Below are 17225 nucleotides of genomic sequence, written 5' to 3' on the forward strand. Positions count from 1 at the left end.
CGTTAGGGGAGGAGGGTTGTGGCGTGGCGGCCGGCGGCGGCTGCGGCCAGGAAGTACGCGTGGTCGGCGTCGAGGCCACGGCCCATGGTGGACAGCGGCACGGCGCTGGCCCGCAGCGCGGCGTCGAGACCGTCGGTGCGCACCCGGACGATCCGGTGCCGGACCGCCAGCGGCGCCAGAGCCGCGTGCACCTCGGCCGCGAGGGGCGACGCCAGGTCCTCGGGCACCACCAGATCCGCCGGGGCCAGCGCCACCCGGCCGTACGCGGTGAGGCTGTGGTGTGACACGCCCCGGTGTCGGGGGCGGGGGTCCGCGTCGGAGATGCGCAACGAGCCGACCGGCTGCCCGCCCAGCGTGGCGACCGCGTTGACCGCCTCGCCGACCGCGACGCCGGAGAAACCCCAGCGGGTGCCGGTGCCCAGGTTGCCGGGCCCCTGAGCCACGATCGCCACGTCCGCGTGGAGCACGTGCCGGGCGGCGAGCAGACCGCCGTGCAGGGTGGTGGCCTCCAGGTCGCCACCGAACGCCTGCCCGACGGTGATCGTGCCGGCCAGGTCGGCGCGTAGTCCGGCGAGGGTGCGGGAGAACCAGGCGGGCAGCGCCCCACCGTCGGTGAGCAGGTACGCCACCCGCGCCTGCGGGGCGTCGGCCCGGATGCCGGCCAGGATCGCCGGGAGCGCCGAGTGCAGGTCAGCGGTGACCACCGGGAGGCCGCCCAGGTCGTCCGCGTCGGCCAGCACGTCGCGGTGCGGGGACGCCTCCTCGTCGACGCCCAGCAGGATCGGCTGCAACGGTGTGTAGCGGGCCTTGACGAGGTGCCCGGAGTCGCGGGTGTCGGCGACGTCCGGCGGGTCCGGTGGCAGCCGGTCCGGCAGGGCGACCACCAGGGCGTACCCGCCGGTGCCCAGCCCCATCAGCAGCGCGCCAGCGTTGAGCAGCACCCGGTCGCCGGGCTCGGGCGTGCCGACCAGCTCCGGGTAGGCCAGTGCGCGCATCCGCGTGCCGTCGGGCAGGTCGACGTCCAGCTCCACCGCCCCGGCCCACTGCCGTCGCAGCGTCGCCACCGTCCCCGTACGCCATCGCACCATGACGGGCACGCTAGCGGCGCGGGCCCGACGGCCCGCGCCCGGGTGGTTCAGGTCGGCTCGGGGCCGCCGGCGTCCGGGCTCGGGCCGGCCTGGGTGTGTCGGGCGGTGCCGGTGGCGCCCGGCAGCGAACGGGTGGGGTCGAGGAAGACGAACCGGATCTCCGGGTACCGGCCGGTGAGCCGCCGCTCGGCCTCGTCGGCGGTGGCCTCGATCTGCGCGCCGGTGGCCTCGTCGCGGAAGTCGACCTTCGCGGCGACCAGGATGTCCGCCGGGCCGAGCTGCATGGTCAACAGGGTGTCGATGCGCTCCACCTCGGGCAGCCCGGCCAACTCCTGCTCGATCTCGCGGCGCAGTCGCTCCGGGACGGCCCGGCCGACCAGCAGCGACAGGTTGTTGCCGGCGAGGATCCCGGCGACCGTCAGCAGCAGCAGCCCGATCAGGATCGACGCGACGCCGTCCCACACCTCGTCGCCGGTGGCGTGCGACAGGCCGACGCCGAGCCCGGCCAGCACCAGACCGATCAGGGCCGCGCTGTCCTCCAGGAAGACCGCCTTCACCGTGGTGTCGGCGGTCAGCCGCAGAAACCGCCGAGGCGTGGTCTGCCAGCGTCGCGACTCGCGGCGGACCTGCCGCACCGCCCGGGCCAGTGAGATCGACTCGATGACGAAGGACACAGCGAGCACGATGTACGAGATCAGGTAGTTGCCGCTGTGCTCGTGCACCAGGATCGTGGTGACGCCGTGGGTGACGGCGAAACCGGCGCCGGCGACGAACGTGAACATGGCCGCGAAGAACGCCCAGACGTAGCTTTCCTTGCCGTACCCGAAGGGGTGTCGCTGGTCGGCCGGGCGGGCGCCGCGGCGCAGCGCCTGGAAGAGCAGCACCTCGGTGGTGGTGTCGGCGACCGAGTGCGCCGCCTCGGAGAGCATCGCGGCGGATCCGGAGATCAGCCCGGCGATCAGTTTGGCCACCGCGATGGCGAGGTTGGCGACGCCGGCGACGACGATGGTGCCGACGCTCTCGCTCTCGGGCCTGGCCTCCGCTGGCGACATGAGGATCACCCTATGACCGGGGACGGCGACGCGCTGAGGGAGGCCCGATCCGAACATGTGTGCGGCACGCCCCGCGTGGGTGCACGGTCTGGGCGTGCCGGCTGCTAGCGTCTACCGCGTGTCGCGGACCCGCACCGAACGCCTGGTCAACCTGGTGATCTGCCTGCTGTCCACGCGACGGTTCCTGACCGCCGCGCAGATCGCCGCGACCGTGCCCGGTTACGAGCACGATCCTGACGACGCGCGCGACCACGAGGCGTTCCAGCGCAAGTTCGAACGGGACAAGGCCGAGCTGCGCGAGCTGGGTGTGCCACTGGAGACCGGCACGGCGAGCGCCTTCGACGCCGAGCCCGGCTACCGGATCGCCCACCGCGAATACGCGCTGCCCGACATCCTCCTCGAACCGGACGAGGCCGCCGCGGTCGGCATCGCCGCACGGCTGTGGCAGCACGCCGGGCTGGCCGCCGCCGCGTCGTCCGGGCTGGCCAAGCTGCGGGCCGCCGGGGTGGACGTGGACCCGCAGGCGACCCTGGGCCTGGAGCCGATGGTCACCGTCGACCCGGCGTTCGCGCCGCTGACCGCCGCCGCGCGGGACCGCCGCGAGGTGGGGTTCGACTACCGGGTGCCCGACCGCGACGCGCCCAGCCGGCGGCGACTGCAGCCGTGGGGCGTGGTCTGCTGGCGCGGCCGGTGGTATGTGGTCGGTCACGACCAGGACCGGGAGGCGACCCGCTGCTTCCGGCTGTCCCGGGTCGTCGGCGCGGTCCGGGTGACCGGCGCCCCCGGCGCGTACGAGCCGCCGGCCAACGTCGACCTGATCAGCCACGTGGCCCGCTGGTCGGGTCCGGTGGAGCGCACCGGTCGGGCCACCGTGCTGGCCGCGCCGGGGCGGGCCGCCGGGCTGCGTCGCTGGGCGGTGCAGGTGACCGCCGGCCCGGACGGCGACCGGCTGGTCCTGCCGTACGCGGACCCCGACGGCCTGGCCGGCCATCTCGTCGGCTACGGACCGGACGTACGGGTCCTCGACCCACCGGAGGTCCGCGAGGCGGTCATCCAACGACTCAAGGAGATCGCCGTGCGCCACGACGAGCTGGCCGTGGGCGGGGGTGCCCGGTGACCCGCCCGGCCGCCCGCAACGGTTCCCGCGCGTCCGCCGACCGGCTGGCCCGACTGCTCAACCTGGTGCCCTACCTGCTGGCCCGGCCCGGCATCGAGATCGCCGAGGCTGCCGGTGACCTGGGCGTCACCGAGCGCCAGCTCCGGGAGGATCTGGAGCTGCTCTGGGTGTGCGGGCTGCCCGGCTACGGTCCCGGCGACCTGATCGACATGGCGTTCGACGGTGACCGGGTGACCATCACCTACGACGCGGGCATCGACCGGCCGTTGCGGCTGACCCCCGACGAGGCCCTCGCGCTGGTGGTGGCGCTGCGGATGCTGGCCGAGACGCCCGGGGTGGCCAACCGGGAGGCCGTCGAACGGGCCCTCGCCAAGATCGAGGACGCGGGCGATCTGGTGGATGCCCCGGTGGCGGTCCGGTTGCCCGGGGACACGCCGCGGGTCGAGGCGCTGCGCGCCGCCGTGGAGGGCGGGAAGGCCCTGCGGATCACCTACTACACGGCTGCCCGGGACGAGACCACCGAGCGCGTCATCGACCCGCTGCGGATGCTCATGGTCGGCGGCCGGGCATACGTGGAGGCGTGGTGTCGGCGTGCGGAGGCCGTCCGGCTGTTCCGCGCCGACCGGATCGACGCGACCACCGAGTTGGACGAGCCGGCCGCGGTGCCGCCGCAGGCCGTTCCGCACGACCTCACCGAGGGCGTGTTCCGCCCGTCGGCCGACCTGCCGCTGATCACCCTGCGCATCGGCCGGGGCGAGCGGTGGATCACCGAGTACTACCCGTGTGAGCGGGTGGAGGCCGGCGACGGCGACCAGTGGCTCGTTTCGCTGCGGGTGACCGACCTGGGCTGGGCCCGCCGGTTCGTGCTGGGCCTCGGCCCGGAGGTGACAGTGGTCGCCCCGGTCGAGTTGGCCGAGCAGGTGCGCGCGACGGCGGCCGCCGCGCTCGACGCGTACGCCGTGCCCGCGCCCACGGCTGTGCCCCGCCCGCCCGAGGGCGACCCGGAACGCGCACCGTTGGGTGACCCGGCGGTGGCCGGCCGCACCCAGTAGGCTGACCGCCGTGCTGATCTGGATCGTCCTCGCGGTGGTGCTGCTACCCCTCGTGGCGCTCGCGCTGGCCGTGCGCCCGGTGCTGGCCCGGCTGCCCCGGCTGCGCCGCGCCGCCGTGGCGTTGCAGCGGCGGGCCGCCGAGGCCGAGGCGCTGCGGGATTCCGCCGAGGCGTTGCAACAGCGCGCCGAGGCGGTCCAACGTCGGCTCGACACCACCTCCCGGCGGCTCGCCGTGATCAAAGCCAAGCGCGGCTGATCGAGCACGCACCTGGCGGTGGTTGACGGATCATCGCGGGTTGGTCAAGACTTCACCCTCCCGGCCACACCACCACCACCCAACGGGTGGCGGGCAGCCGATCCGCACGTACGATGGGCTGCGTACCACCCCTCGGACACAGACCGACTGGAGCTTCTCATGGGTGCCCTCAAGCCGTGGCACATCGCTGTTCTCGTGGTTGTGCTGATCCTGCTCTTCGGTGCGAAGCGGCTCCCCGACGCGGCCCGGTCGCTGGGTCGGTCGCTGCGGATCATCAAGGCCGAGACCAAGAGCCTGCAGGACGACGACCGCGACCTCGCCGAGAAGGCCGACGCGCAGGCCGGCTACCAGCCGCTGCCGCCGCACGCCGGGCAGCAGGCGCCCTACACCGGGCAGCCGCAGCAGGCCCCGTACCAGCAGGCGCCGCCGCAGCAGCCGGTCGTCGACCCGGTGCACCGCGTCCGCGACAACTGACCGAAGGGCCCCACTCCCGTGGCCTTCGCACTGCGTAAACGCGGCCCCAAGGCGTTCGAGCGGGCCGCCGACGGCTCGATGACGCTCATCGAGCACGTCCGCGAACTGCGTAACCGTCTGTTCCGCGCGTCGCTGGCGATCGTCGGCGGCCTGATCGTCGGGTTCTTGCTTGCCGACCCAGTTTTCCTGCTTCTGAAGCAGCCATACTGCCGGCTCCCCGACACTACGGACGCGTTGGGAAACTGCCAGGACCTCTTGGCGTTGGCACCGACTACCGGGTTCGTGCTGAAGTTGAAGTTGGCGCTCTGGCTCGGTCTGATCATCGGCGGGCCGGTTTGGCTCTACCAACTCTGGGCGTTCATCGCTCCCGGTCTGCATCGGCACGAGCGTAAGTGGGCCTACGTCTTCGTGTCGATCGCGGCGCCGCTGTTCGCCGCTGGCGCGATGCTGGCCTACGTGGTGGTCGACAAGGGACTCGGGTTCCTGATGGAATCCGGCGTGGGCGGGCTATCAAATCAGTTCGAGGTCAGCGCCTACATTGCGTTCATTACGAACATGATCCTGCTGTTCGGCGTGGCATTCGAGTTCCCCCTGATCCTGCTCATGCTCAACTTCGCCGGGATTGCCAGTGCACGGCGACTGCTCAGCTGGTGGCGGGCAGTAATCTTCATCTGCTTCGCCTTCGCCGCCATCGCGACACCGGATCCAGGTCCGTTCGGTATGACGCTGCTCGCGCTCTCCCTCTCGCTGCTCTACTTCGTGGCTGTCGGGATCGCGTTCCTCAACGACAAGCGGCGTGGGCGGGGCAAGGAGATCTACGCCGGCATCGACGACGACGAGGTGTCGCCGCTGGAGTTCGACGCGGACCCGGTCGTGGCCGGGCAGCGGGTCGACTCGACCGCGCCGATCGGCGTACCCGAGCCGGTCGCCCCACCGGCGCCGATCGAACGCCGCTACGACGACATGACCTGACGGCCGCGCGCCGCCCGGTCCACCGACGCCGTCCCCGTTTACCGGGGGCGGCGTTGTCGCGTCACCTCGCGCGTCGGCGGCGGGACTGACGGTGATGGCGGCTGCCCCGGGTGAACGGCGGGTGTCCGACCGGTACGGTGCTGCCCGTGACCGCAGACGATCACCTGCCCGGCCCGGTGGCCGTGCTCGCCAACCCGGCCGCCGGTCGCGGGCGGCACCGCGCTCTGCTGCCCCGGCTGCTGGACGCGCTGGCCGCCGCTGGGCGGCCGGTCCGGCTGCTGCCGGCGTCGAGCCCCGTCGAGGCGGAGGCGGCGTGTCGGGCCGCCGTCGCCGACGGCGCTGGCGCGCTGGTGGCGGTCGGTGGGGACGGCACCGTGCACCGGGCGTTGCAGGCGGTCGCCGGCACCGACGTGCCGTTCGGCCCGATCCCGGCCGGCACCGGCAACGACTTCGCCCTGGACACCGGCTTCCCGGCCGACCCCCTCGCGGCGGCGGCGGTGATCGCCGAGGCGGTGCGCGACGGCCGCAGTCGACCGGTCGACCTGGCCCGGATGGTCGGGGTCGACGGCGCCGAGCGGTGGTTCGGGGCGGTCCTCGCGGCCGGGTTCGACGCGATCGTCAACGAGCGGGCCAACCGGATGCGCTGGCCCCGCGGCCCGCGCCGCTACGACCTGGCGATCCTGGTCGAGCTGGCCCGGCTGCGCCCACGCCGCTACACGCTGCGCCTCGACGGGGTGCCGCACGACCTGGACGCGGTGCTCGTGGCGGTGGGCAACTGCCCGACGTACGGCGGTGGGATGCGGATCTGCCCGGACGCGGACCCGACCGACGGGCTGCTCGACGTGGTGGTGGCGGGTCGGGTCAACCGGCGCACCCTGGTCCGGGTGAAGCCGCGCATCTACCAGGGCACCCACGTCAGCCACCCGCTGGTGCGCAGCTTCCGGGCCCGTACCGTGGAGTTGGCGGCCGACGGCATCACCTCGTACGCAGACGGGGAACGGTCCCTGGAGCTGCCGGTGACGATCAGCGCGGTTCCGGGCGCCCTGCGGCTGCTGCGTTGACCCGGACCGCGCCGATGCTCGCCGCGATGACCAGCACGATGGCAGCGCACTCCAGAAGGGTCAGCGCCTGCCGCAGCACCAGCCACCCGGCGAGCGTGGCGACGGCCGGGCCGAGGCTCATCAGCACCGCGAAGGTGGCGGTGGGCATCCGCCGTAGCGCCAGCAGCTCCAGGGTGTAGGGCAGCCCGGAGGCGAGTACCGCGAGGGCGGCGCCGAGCGCCAGCACCGGCGGGTCGAGCAGCACCGCGCCGCCGTCGATGATGCCCAGCGGCAGGGTGACCAGCGCGGCGAGGGTCAGCGCCAGGGCCAGCCCGTCCGCGCCGGGAAAGTGGCCGCCGACCCGGGCGCTCAGCACGATGTACGCGGCCCACATGGCGCCCGCACCGAACGCGAAGGCCACTCCGACCGGGTTCAGTCGGTCGAAGCCGCCCTGCCCGAGCAGCGCCGCCCCGGCCAGTGCCAGCCCCGCCCAGCCCCAGCTGGCCAGGCGTCGGGCGGAGATCACGGACAGCGCCAACGGGCCGAGCACCTCGAGTGTCACCGCCGGGCCCAGCGGGATCCGTTCGATGGCCTGGTAGAAGAGCGAGTTCATGCCGGCCAGCGCCAGCCCGAACGCGCCGGCGGCGAGCCAGGCCATCCGGTCGTGCCCGCGCAGTCGGGGCCGGCACACGACGAGCAGTAGCACCGCTGCGATGGTCAGCCGTAGGGTCACCGCGCCGGCGACCCCGGTGCGCGGGAAGAGCAACGCGGCCACGGCTGCGCCGAACTGCACCGACAGGGCCCCGCCGAGCACGAGCCCCACGGCGGCCACGCCACCGCGCCGGGCCGGGCCGGTCTGGCCCGAGGGTGGCGTGGGCAGCAGGGTGTCCGTCACGGCACGACGGTAGGCGCTCCACCCCGGCCACCCTGTGGCGGTGTCCACCTCCGTGACCAGCGGCGGCGCGGGGACGGGTCAGGTCGCCGTGGGTCAGGCCGGCAGAGCGAGGTCGAGCACCGTGCCCAGCCCGTTCTCCCGGCCCGGCTCGGCGGCCGGGAGCACCAGCACCGAGCAGCCGGCGGCCACCGCGCCCGCGTCCGCCGGTGTGTCACCGACCATCAGGGTCTGCTCCGGGTCGACGCCCAGCATTCCGCAGGCCCGCCAGAAGATCGCCGGGTCGGGTTTGCAGCGCCCCACCTCGTACGAGAGCACGAACGCGCCGACCAGGTCGGTCAGCCCCCAGGCGTCGAAGTGTGGCCGCAGGTCGAAGCCGATGTTGCTGACCACCGCCACCGGCACCCCGGCGTCGCGCAGCGCGGTCAGCGTGGGGGCGGTGTCGGCGTACGGGTGCCAGCCCTCGGCGATCAGCAGCCGCTCGTAGAGCGCGTCGGCGAAGCCGTCGATACCGGCGTCGACGGTCTCGGCCAGCCCGGTGTACGCGCCCCGGTGGGCGTGTTGGTAGAGGTCCCGGTCGGCCCACAGTTCGGCAAGGCGGGGTGGCACCCGGGCCGGCAGTGGCCCGCCGGCGCGCCCGGCGGTCAGCAGGCGGTCGGCGAGCGAGGTGGCGCGGACCCGGTCCAGGGTGACGCCGCACGCCGCCGCGGCCTCCAGCACCCATCGCTGGGGGTCCTCGACCTGGGCCAGGGTGCCGTGGAAGTCGAAGAGCACCGCCTTGACAGGGCGTCGGGACGCCCTGCGCTCGGCGGTGCCCGGCGGACTGGTCTGGGGCGGTTCGGCATGGTCCGGCACGCCGTGCACCCTACCGACCGCCCCCGACCGCGCCTCCGGACGGCCTTGTGGGGTGAGGCGACTCGGCACGCACTAATCTTGGTGCCATGTCGAGCCCCGCCGAGCGGTACGCAGCGGCGCGCCGCAAGGCCGCACAAGCCGCACAGTTTCCGGCGCTGGACGAGTTCGCCCTTGAGCTGGGGTTCGACCTCGACGACTTCCAGCGGGAGGCGTGTCAGTCGCTGGAGCGGGGCAGCGGTGTGCTGGTCTGCGCCCCCACCGGCGCCGGTAAGACGGTGGTCGGGGAGTTCGCCGTCCACCTGGCGTTGCGCGGGCGGCCCGACGACCGGGTGCCCGCCGCAACCGACGCGACGACCCCGCCGGCCCGGCGCAAGTGCTTCTACACCACGCCGATCAAGGCGTTGTCCAATCAGAAGTACCACGATCTGGTCGCCCGGTACGGCGCCGAGCAGGTCGGTCTGCTGACCGGCGACAACGCGATCAACGGTGACGCGCCGGTGGTGGTGATGACCACCGAGGTGCTGCGCAACATGCTCTACGCGGGCTCCAGCACGCTGCAGGGCCTCGCGTACGTGGTGATGGACGAGGTGCACTACCTGGCCGACCGTTTCCGCGGCGGGGTGTGGGAAGAGGTGATCATTCACCTGCCGGCCTCGGTCACCCTGGTCTCGTTGTCGGCGACCGTCTCCAACGCCGAGGAGTTCGCCGACTGGCTGGTCACCGTGCGCGGTGAGACCGCCGTGGTGGTCAGCGAGCACCGGCCGGTGCCGTTGTGGCAGCACATGCTGGTCGGCAAGCGGATGTTCGACCTGTTCCACGACGCCGACGCCGCCCGCAAGCACGACGTGCACCCGGAGTTGCTGCGCTACACCCGGGAGACCGTGCGGCGGCTGGAGTTGGGGGAGGGGCGTAGCGCGGGGCCGGGTGCCGGCCGACGCGGCCCGCGCTGGCGCGGCCCGTTGCGTCCGGACATCGTCGACCGACTGGACCGGGAGGGTCTGCTCCCGGCGATCCTGTTCATTTTCAGCCGGGCCGGTTGCGCCGCCGCGGTGCAGCAGTGTCTCGCCGCCGGGTTGCGGCTCACCTCGGCGGAGGAGCGGGCCGAGATCCGTCGGGTCGTCGAGTCCCGGGTCACCGCCATTCCCGGCGAGGACCTGTCGGTCCTGGGCTACTGGGAGTGGCTGGACGGTCTGGAACGCGGCCTGGCCGCCCACCACGCCGGCATGCTGCCGGTGTTCAAGGAGATCGTCGAGGAGTTGTTCGTCCGCGGCCTGGTGAAGGCGGTCTTCGCCACCGAGACCCTGGCGTTGGGCATCAACATGCCGGCGCGCTGCGTGGTCCTGGAACGGCTGGTCAAGTACAACGGCGAGGCGCACGTCGACCTGACCCCGGGGGAGTACACGCAGCTCACCGGGCGTGCCGGCCGCCGTGGCATCGACGTGGAGGGGCACGCCGTGGTGGTGTGGTCCCCGGAGACCGACCCACGGCACGTGGCCGGGTTGGCGTCCACCCGCACCTACCCGCTGCGGTCCAGCTTCCGACCGTCGTACAACATGGCCGTGAACCTGGTCGGCACGGTCGGCGCGGAGCCGGCCCGGGCGCTGCTGGAGTCCTCGTTCGCCCAGTTCCAGGCGGACCGGTCGGTGGTCGGTCTGGCCCGGCAGGTGCAGCGCAACACCGAGACCATCGAGGCGTACGGCGCGGAGGCCGCCTGCCATCACGGCGACTTCGACGAGTACTTCGCGCTGCGGGTGGCGATCGCCGAGCGGGAGAAGGCGATCGCCCGGCAGGGGCAGACCCAGCGCAAGGCCGCCGCGGTGGCCTCGTTGGAGCGGCTGCGGGTCGGCGACGTGATCCGGGTGCCGTCGGGCCGGCGGGCCGGGCTGGCCGTGGTGCTGGACCCAGCGACCGGCGGCTTCGGTGAGCCTCGGCCACTGGTGCTCACCCAGGACCGTTGGGCCGGGCGGGTCAGCCCCGGCGACTTCACCACTCCGGCCGAGGTGTTGGCCCGGATCCGGGTGCCCAAGCACTTCAACCACCGGTCACCGGCTGCCCGGCGGGATCTCGCTGCCGAGGTCAGCGGCACCGGCCTGGACCGGCACGGCGGTCGACGCGGTGGTCGTTCCCGGCAGGCGGCCGGCGAGGACCACCGGATCAGCCAGCTCCGCACCGAGCTGCGACACCACCCCTGCCACGCCTGCCCGGAGCGGGAGGAGCACGCCCGCTGGGCGGAGCGGCGTCGGCGGCTGGAACGCGACACCGAGGAGTTGCGCGAGCGGGTCAGTGGCCGTACGGGGTCCCTCGCTCGGACGTTCGACCGGATCGTGGCGTTGTTGACCGAGCGTGGCTACCTCGCCCGCGACGGTGCGGTCACCGACGCCGGTCGGATGCTGGGCCGGATCTGGACCGAGGCGGATCTGCTGGTCGCCGAGTGCCTGCGCCGGGGGGTGTGGAACGGGCTGTCCCCGGCCGAGTTGGCCGCCGCGGTGTCCGTGGTGGTGTTCGAGGCGCGCCGTGATGTCGACGAGCGGGCGTCGCTGCCGCGTGGGCCGGTGGCCGACGCGGTGGACGAGACGCTGAAGCTGTGGGGGGAGATCGAGGCCGACGAGGCGGCGCGAGGGTTGACCGCGACCCGGGAGCCGGATCTCGGGTTCGCCTGGCCCGTCTACCGCTGGGCGCGGGGCGAGGCGCTGGCCAAGGTGCTCGGCAGCGGTCACGAGATCGATGGTGATATGCCGGCCGGCGACTTCGTCCGGTGGGCCCGACAGGTCGTCGACCTGCTCGGTCAGATTGCCGACTCCGGCGGTGCCTCAGCCGAGCTGCGGTCCACGGCTCGGCAGGCTATAGGGGCCGTCAATCGGGGCGTTCTCGCCTACCACACGTCGGCCTGACAATCACGCCCAGTCATTGTCGTCGTCGAATCGACGCAGCGGACCGTTACCGCGACGGCACCCCTCGGATAGCCCGGGGGGCACTGTTGCGCCTGATCACAGCACCCCTGATCATTGCCGAGGCGTCTTGTTGACGCGTCGGTAACGAATGGGGAGTAAGCCGCCGTGGCGGAGATCAATCACTTTGAGTACGGGTGGATCACGCCCGCGCTGAGCTATGCGCTGTCCGTGCTCGGTTCGATCCTCGGTCTGGTCTGCGCGGGGCGCATCCGCACGGCCCGGACGAACGGTCAGCGGGCGTGGTGGGGTCTGCTGTCGGCCTGGGCACTGGGCGGCACCGCCATCTGGGCTATGCACTTCATGGCCATGCTCGGCTTCGCCGTCGAGAACACCCGGATCCGCTATGACGTGCCGCTGACCGCGGCCAGCACGGCCATCGCCGTGGTGGCGGTCGGTATCGGCCTGGCCATCGTGGGCACCGGCCGGCTCAATCCGGTACGCCTGATCGCTGGCGGCCTGTTCACCGGTGCCGGCGTGGCCTCCATGCACTACACCGGAATGGCCGCCATGCGCCTCAACGGCAGCCTCGGCTACGACAGCCGCCGGGTCGTGCTCTCGGTGGTCATCGCCGTGGTGGCGTCCACCGTCGCGCTGTGGCTCGCGATGACCGTCCGGCGGGGGTTGGCGATCTTCGCCTCCGCGCTGGTCATGGGGATCGCCGTCAACGGCATGCACTTCACCGGCATGAGCGCCCTGTCGGTGCACCGTCACCAGGGCGCGGGTGAGGTGACCGGCACCGGGGTGAGCACCCTGCTGGTGCCGATCGTGCTGGCGGTGATCTTCGGGGTGGTCGGTCTGCTCTACGCGCTGCTCGCCGCTCCGACCGACGACGACCGGGCCGCCACCGCGTACCTGGACGGGCGACGGCTCTCGGAACCGGCGGCCCCGACGCCCGCCGTCGCTCCCGATCCGGTCGGGTTGCGCGCCCGCTCCACCCTCGGCCAGCCGGGTACGCCGTTCCCGTCCCGCCGGGACACGCCGCCGCGCTGACGCCGTGCGGCCGTCGCGCGCCCGGTGCGGAGCGGATCAGGCCGGCCGGCGGCTGTGGTCGATGGTGAGGGTGGCCAGCAGCCCGGGGTGATCGGTCGCCTCGTGCATGGGCACCAGGGTGCGACAGCAGAGCGTGATGTCGGGGGTCGCCGTGATGTGTTGTAGTCGGCCGTCGTCGAGCCGCTGATGGCCCGGCGGTATGCAGGACCGCACGTCGGGGTTGTGGCCGGCGCGCAGGTTGAGGTCACCACCCAGCACCGTGGGCAGGTGACCGGCCTGGCGGCTGATCGTCGGCAGGACGGCGTCGAGCAGATGGTCGCACTGGGTGAGCGCGATGCGGTAGCCGCCGCTGGCCGACAGGTGGGTGGTGCAGGCGAGCACCACGCCGTCGACGTCGACGCAGAGCCAGGCCCGTTCCTCGGGGTCGGCGGGGTCCTGGGTCGGATGGGTTCCGGCGTACACGGTGCGCGGGGTGGCCGACGCCGGCACGTGGGTCAGCACTCCGATACCGAATCGTTGGCCGTTGCGGCAGCGGGTGTCGTTGCCGCTCGGGCGGTCGCCGGCGGCCTGGAACGCGGCTACGACGGTCCGACCGGGGTGGACGGTTTGGAACACGCGGGACAGGACGGTCAGGTCGTTCGCGCAGATCTCGTTGAGGGTGACCACGTCGGGGGTCTCGGCGGTGATCACTTCGGCGGCCCTGGCCCGAGCCCGGCCGGTGTAGCAGGCGGCGCGACCACTGTTGCAGAGGTTCATCTGGAGCATCCGCAGGACGGTGGCGGGCGGGGCCTTCGCCGTTTCGGTGGGTGCGGCCGGCCGCACTGCCTGCGGTGCGGCCGGCGGCGCGGCCGGCACGGCGGCGGCGGTGAGTAGGCAGCCCACGACCAGGGTTCGGCGCAGGAACCGGTACGAACGGGCGGCCACACGGACTCCGGGGTGCACGAGGCGACAGGCATCGCCGAGGTGCCAGTGATCCTACTGTGGCCGATCGGGGATCGAGATTCAGAGCGGTCGGCCGAGGGGGCACCCGCGTGGCGGGTGCCCCTCGGGTCGCTCAGTGGGCGCGGACCGCGACGGCCGTGTACGGCGTGCTCGGGGTCGGCGCTGTGGTGAACCGGGCGTTGGGCAGGTAGAGCCGGCCCAACGCCGTGGCGACGGTGGTGGGCACGTCGAAGTTCGGGTCGGTGATGGTGCTGGTGAGCGTTCCGGCGGTGCCGGCGTGGTTCAGCCGGACCACCGCGATCAGGTTGAGGCGGTTCTGCACGACGTAGAGGGTGCGGTCGAGCAGCAGCAGTCCATCGCCGTTGGTGAAGGTGTGGCCCGGCACGTCCACGGTGGTGCTCGCGCCGGTCGCCGGGTCGACGCGGTACAGCGTGCCGGTGGTGGACTGGACGACGATCAGCGCCCGGCCGTCCGGTGTGGTGGTGATGCCGTTGAGGTTGACACCGGTGCCGACCTGCTCGTACGCGCCAGTCAGGGTGATCGTGGTGAACGCGTCGGCGGGTGGCAACGCCCCACCGCGACCGAGTGGCACCCGGTAGAGCACCGGTCGGTTCGAGTCGGTGAAGTACGCGGCGTCGCGGGTCAGGACGACGTCGTTGACGAACGTCGGGGCGGTGGCGAACTGGTAACGGGCCAGCACCTCGCCGGTGCGGGTGTCGAGCACGCGAGCGTCGCCGGCCGTGCCACCGGAGACGAAGAGCCGACCCCGTGGGTCGACCTTGAGACCGAGTGACGGGGTGCCGGTGGCCGCGCCGATCGTCGTGCCCCGGCCGGTGACCAGGTCGACGCGCTGGATGGCGCCGGTCGCGCGGGAGCCGAAGTAGGCGTACCGGCCGGCGGTGGCGATGCCCTCGGGCTGGAATCCGTCGGGAAGGGCGAGGACGGCCGGCGGTCGCCCTCCGGGGTGCGCCTGCGCCGGCGCGACGGCGACGGTGGCCAGCATGGCGGCGGTCATCGCGCTGCCGAGCATGGTGCGGAGGGGGCGGTTCACTGTGCTCCTTCCGGGCGGAAGCGGCACGAGCCGACACGTCCGCCACGTTCACTGGGGCCAGGACCCTCCCCACTGTACGACCGCTGCCGGTTGCCCGCCCGGCTCACCGGCGCGGCCTTCGGGTGACCGCGCCGGTGAGTTGGTGGAGCGGGGTGGACGTCAGGCGTTGCGGACCAGCCGCCACCGGTTGTCCGCGCTGCCGTTGTCGGAGTCCTGCACGGCCTGCGCTCCCCAGGCGGTCGACCCGTTCAGGATCCCGAGCAGCTTGTTGCTGTTGACGTTGCGGATCTTGTAGGAGCCGTCGCCGTTGTCCACGAGGATCCACCGGTGATCGGCGGTGCCGTTGTCGCCCCACTGCAGGACCCGGGCGTTGTCCGCGGTGGACATGTTCTCCACGCCCAGGACCTTGCCGCTGTGGACGTTGCGGAACCGGACCGCGTTGCCGTCGGTCACGACCACCCAGTTGTGGTCGGCGGTGCCGCTGTCGCCCCACTGCACGGCCAGCCCGCCGTCGGCGGTGGACATGTTCTGCACCCCGAGGACCAGACCGGTGCCGACGTTGACCAGGCGGTAGCTGCCGCCGGTGCTGCCGCCTCCGCTGGTGTTCCAGTAGACCGTGTAGTTGTAGCCGTGGGCGTCCTGGAAGGGGGCGAGGTTCACCGTGGACCCGTTGGCGCTGGCGGTGAACGCGAGCGAGCTGGTGCTGGTTCGCGCGATCGAGGAGACGGTGAGCGCCGGCAGGGCGCTGAGCGTGGTGTTGCCGTAGTTGCCGGCGAGCACCGTCGGGCCGTACGTGACGGCGGCGACCGAGGAGTTGTCGTTGGCGGCCCGCATGGTGACCTGCATCGGCAGCCGCACGGTGATGGTGTCGCCGGCGGCCCAGGTGCGGGTGACGGTGGCGTAGCTGCCGGGGGTGGTGGCGACGTTCTGCACCGTGCCGTTGACGGCGATCGTCGCGCCGCTGGTCCAGGACGGGATCCGTACCCGGATGCTCCACGAGCCGCTCATCGACCCGGACAGGGTCAGGGTGCTGGTGTCGCTGACCGGGTAGCTGGTGCTCTGGGTGACAGTGATGCCGCGTTGCGTCCAGTTCAGCACCGACGGCGTGAACAGGTTCACGCTCAGCGTGGTGCCGTTGTAGAAGTAGATGGAGTCCATCAACCTCGTGTTGATCTCCAGGCCGGTGCCCTGGCAGCACCAGAACGAGTTGTAGTCCGTGCTCCACGTGCCGCCACCCCAGGCCGGACCCACCCCGCGACGCCCACCCGGCCGCAGCGGGGTGAAGTAGGTGATGTGACCGTGGCTGTCGGCCGGGTTCTGCCCGCCGATCAGGTGGTTGATCAGGGCACGCTCGTAGAAGTCGAAGTAGTCGGTGCGGTTCGGGTCGAGCAGCCACAGCTCCCGGGTCAGCTTGAGCATGTTGTACGTGTTGCACTGCTCGCAGGTGTCGTTGCTGAGGTAGCCGGCGATCGCGTTCGGCGGCCGGAAGTGCTCCGCCTGGCTGTTGCCGCCGATGACGTAGGTGTGCGCCCCGACGGTGATGTTCCACGCGTTGCTGGCGATGTCCCGGTAACGGGTGGTCCCGGTCGCCTTGAACTCCCGGGCCGCGCCGATCCACTTGGGCACCTGCGTGTTGGCGTGCAGCCCGTTGAGCTGGTCCTGGTTGTTGGCCAGTGGGTTGAACACGGCGGCGTGGTCGAACCGCTGGGCGGTGGTGAGCCAGCGGGAGTCGCCGGTCTGCTGGTAGATGTCGGTGAGCACGTCGTTCATGCCACCGAACTCGGTGCCCAGCATCGACTGCATCTGGCTGGAGCTCAGCCGACTCGTGCGGCTGTCGACCCAGCCGGCGAGAGCCAGCAGGACCGTACGGGCCTGGGTGTTTCCGGTGTAGCGCCAGACGTCGAGCAGCCCAGCGAGGGTCTTGTGGATGCAGTAGTAGGGCACGTTGCCGTTGGACAGCGTCCGGGCTTCGAGCGCGGTGAAGTCGGACTCCGGGAAACCGGAGAGGTATCCCGCGCCGAACCCGGCGGCGGAGTTGTTGGCCTGGCACTTGGCCAACTCGGCCACCATGTAGTTGGCCTTGTCCCGGCAGGTGGTGTCGCCCAGCACCGCGTACGCGTACGCCCAGGCGGTCAGGAAGTGCCCCTGCATGTGGGTCCGGAACGGGAAGTTCGGCGCGTCCCAGCCGCCGTTGGTGGCGGCGCCGTTGGTGGACAGCCGGTGGTTGGCACGGAAGTTGTAGAGCATCCGGTCGACGTCGACGAACCGCAGGTAGTTGAGCGTCCGGTTCTGGTTGTCCATCCAGCGGCCGGCGGTGAGTCGTACCTGACCGGGGTCGAAGGGGTATGCCGAGACGCCGATGTCGGATCGGGCCGGGGGCACGACGGCGGCGGACGCGTTCCCGGGGGCGAGGGCGGCGCCGGTCGCGGAGAGCACCACTGTGGCTCCGGCGGCCTGAAGCAGGTGGCGGCGGCTGAGGGGTGGGGGTGGCAT

The 17225-nt window shown here is 72.4% G+C and carries 15 protein-coding genes; 8 read left to right on the plus strand and 7 right to left on the minus strand.

Translation table 11 applies throughout. The features are described 5' to 3' along the window. Window positions 1-2: 2 nt before the first annotated feature. Together DLJ59_RS27635 and DLJ59_RS27640 are read right to left on the minus strand one after the other, a co-directional pair. On the minus strand, window positions 3-1088 hold the full coding sequence (locus DLJ59_RS27635; RefSeq protein WP_124776003.1) for a DUF3866 family protein: 1086 nt from the start codon (window positions 1086-1088) through the stop codon (window positions 3-5). Between the two features lie 47 nt (window positions 1089-1135). Further along, the gene (locus tag DLJ59_RS27640; protein WP_124776005.1) at window positions 1136-2140 is read right to left on the minus strand and encodes a cation diffusion facilitator family transporter; all 1005 of its coding nucleotides are present in this window, start codon (window positions 2138-2140) and stop codon (window positions 1136-1138) included. A 118-nt stretch (window positions 2141-2258) separates the two neighbouring features. Here DLJ59_RS27640 and DLJ59_RS27645 point away from each other — a divergent pair, with 118 nt between their 5' ends. The 6 genes from DLJ59_RS27645 (at window position 2259) to DLJ59_RS27670 (ending at window position 7072) form a co-directional block, all read left to right on the plus strand. Then, the gene (locus tag DLJ59_RS27645) at window positions 2259-3257 is read left to right on the plus strand and encodes a helix-turn-helix transcriptional regulator (RefSeq protein ID WP_124776007.1); all 999 of its coding nucleotides are present in this window, start codon (window positions 2259-2261) and stop codon (window positions 3255-3257) included. Continuing rightward, window positions 3254-4309, plus strand: coding sequence for a helix-turn-helix transcriptional regulator (locus DLJ59_RS27650; RefSeq protein WP_124776009.1), 1056 nt, complete (start codon window positions 3254-3256; stop codon window positions 4307-4309). Before DLJ59_RS27645 ends, DLJ59_RS27650 begins: the two co-directional genes overlap by 4 nt. A gap of 10 nt (window positions 4310-4319) precedes the next feature. Then, entirely contained in the window at window positions 4320-4565 is a 246-nt protein-coding gene (locus DLJ59_RS27655; protein ID WP_124776011.1) for a hypothetical protein, read from the plus strand. A 159-nt stretch (window positions 4566-4724) separates the two neighbouring features. After that, a complete protein-coding gene (gene tatA, locus DLJ59_RS27660) occupies window positions 4725-5039 on the plus strand; it encodes a Sec-independent protein translocase subunit TatA (RefSeq protein WP_124776013.1) in 315 nt (104 codons plus the stop codon). Between the two features lie 18 nt (window positions 5040-5057). Further along, a complete protein-coding gene (gene tatC / locus DLJ59_RS27665; protein ID WP_124776015.1) occupies window positions 5058-6011 on the plus strand; it encodes a twin-arginine translocase subunit TatC in 954 nt (317 codons plus the stop codon). A 137-nt stretch (window positions 6012-6148) separates the two neighbouring features. Continuing rightward, a complete protein-coding gene (locus tag DLJ59_RS27670; RefSeq protein ID WP_124776017.1) occupies window positions 6149-7072 on the plus strand; it encodes a diacylglycerol kinase in 924 nt (307 codons plus the stop codon). On the opposite strand, the gene DLJ59_RS27675 is transcribed toward DLJ59_RS27670, so the two are convergent. Both DLJ59_RS27675 and DLJ59_RS27680 read right to left on the minus strand, forming a co-directional pair. Continuing rightward, window positions 7035-7946 carry an EamA family transporter gene (locus DLJ59_RS27675; RefSeq protein WP_124776019.1) on the minus strand — a complete coding sequence of 304 codons (912 nt, stop codon included), beginning with the start codon at window positions 7944-7946 and terminating at the stop codon, window positions 7035-7037. The two genes, DLJ59_RS27670 and DLJ59_RS27675, sit on opposite strands and share 38 nt — an antisense overlap. 93 nt (window positions 7947-8039) lie before the next feature. Next, on the minus strand, window positions 8040-8798 hold the full coding sequence (locus DLJ59_RS27680; RefSeq protein ID WP_124776021.1) for an HAD family hydrolase: 759 nt from the start codon (window positions 8796-8798) through the stop codon (window positions 8040-8042). A gap of 86 nt (window positions 8799-8884) precedes the next feature. On the opposite strand from DLJ59_RS27680, the gene DLJ59_RS27685 reads away from it, so the two are divergent. Both DLJ59_RS27685 and DLJ59_RS27690 read left to right on the plus strand, forming a co-directional pair. Further along, complete coding sequence (locus DLJ59_RS27685; RefSeq protein WP_124776023.1) at window positions 8885-11689, plus strand: DEAD/DEAH box helicase; 2805 nt, start codon at window positions 8885-8887, stop codon at window positions 11687-11689. A 165-nt stretch (window positions 11690-11854) separates the two neighbouring features. Further along, entirely contained in the window at window positions 11855-12739 is an 885-nt protein-coding gene (locus tag DLJ59_RS27690) for an MHYT domain-containing protein (RefSeq protein ID WP_124776025.1), read from the plus strand. Window positions 12740-12775: 36 nt separating this feature from the next. Here the strand turns inward: DLJ59_RS27690 and DLJ59_RS27695 are convergent, their stop codons facing one another. The 3 genes from DLJ59_RS27695 to DLJ59_RS27705 all read right to left on the minus strand — a co-directional run. After that, a complete protein-coding gene (locus DLJ59_RS27695) occupies window positions 12776-13663 on the minus strand; it encodes an endonuclease/exonuclease/phosphatase family protein (protein ID WP_244236269.1) in 888 nt (295 codons plus the stop codon). A gap of 130 nt (window positions 13664-13793) precedes the next feature. Further along, entirely contained in the window at window positions 13794-14732 is a 939-nt protein-coding gene (locus DLJ59_RS27700) for an NHL repeat-containing protein (RefSeq protein ID WP_124776029.1), read from the minus strand. Window positions 14733-14891: 159 nt separating this feature from the next. Next, window positions 14892-17225: beta-L-arabinofuranosidase domain-containing protein (locus DLJ59_RS27705; RefSeq protein WP_124776031.1), on the minus strand; the 2334-nt coding region annotated here is incomplete at its 5' end.

The organism is Micromonospora inaquosa (assembly GCF_003857055.1).
Lineage (GTDB): Bacteria > Actinomycetota > Actinomycetes > Mycobacteriales > Micromonosporaceae > Micromonospora > Micromonospora inaquosa.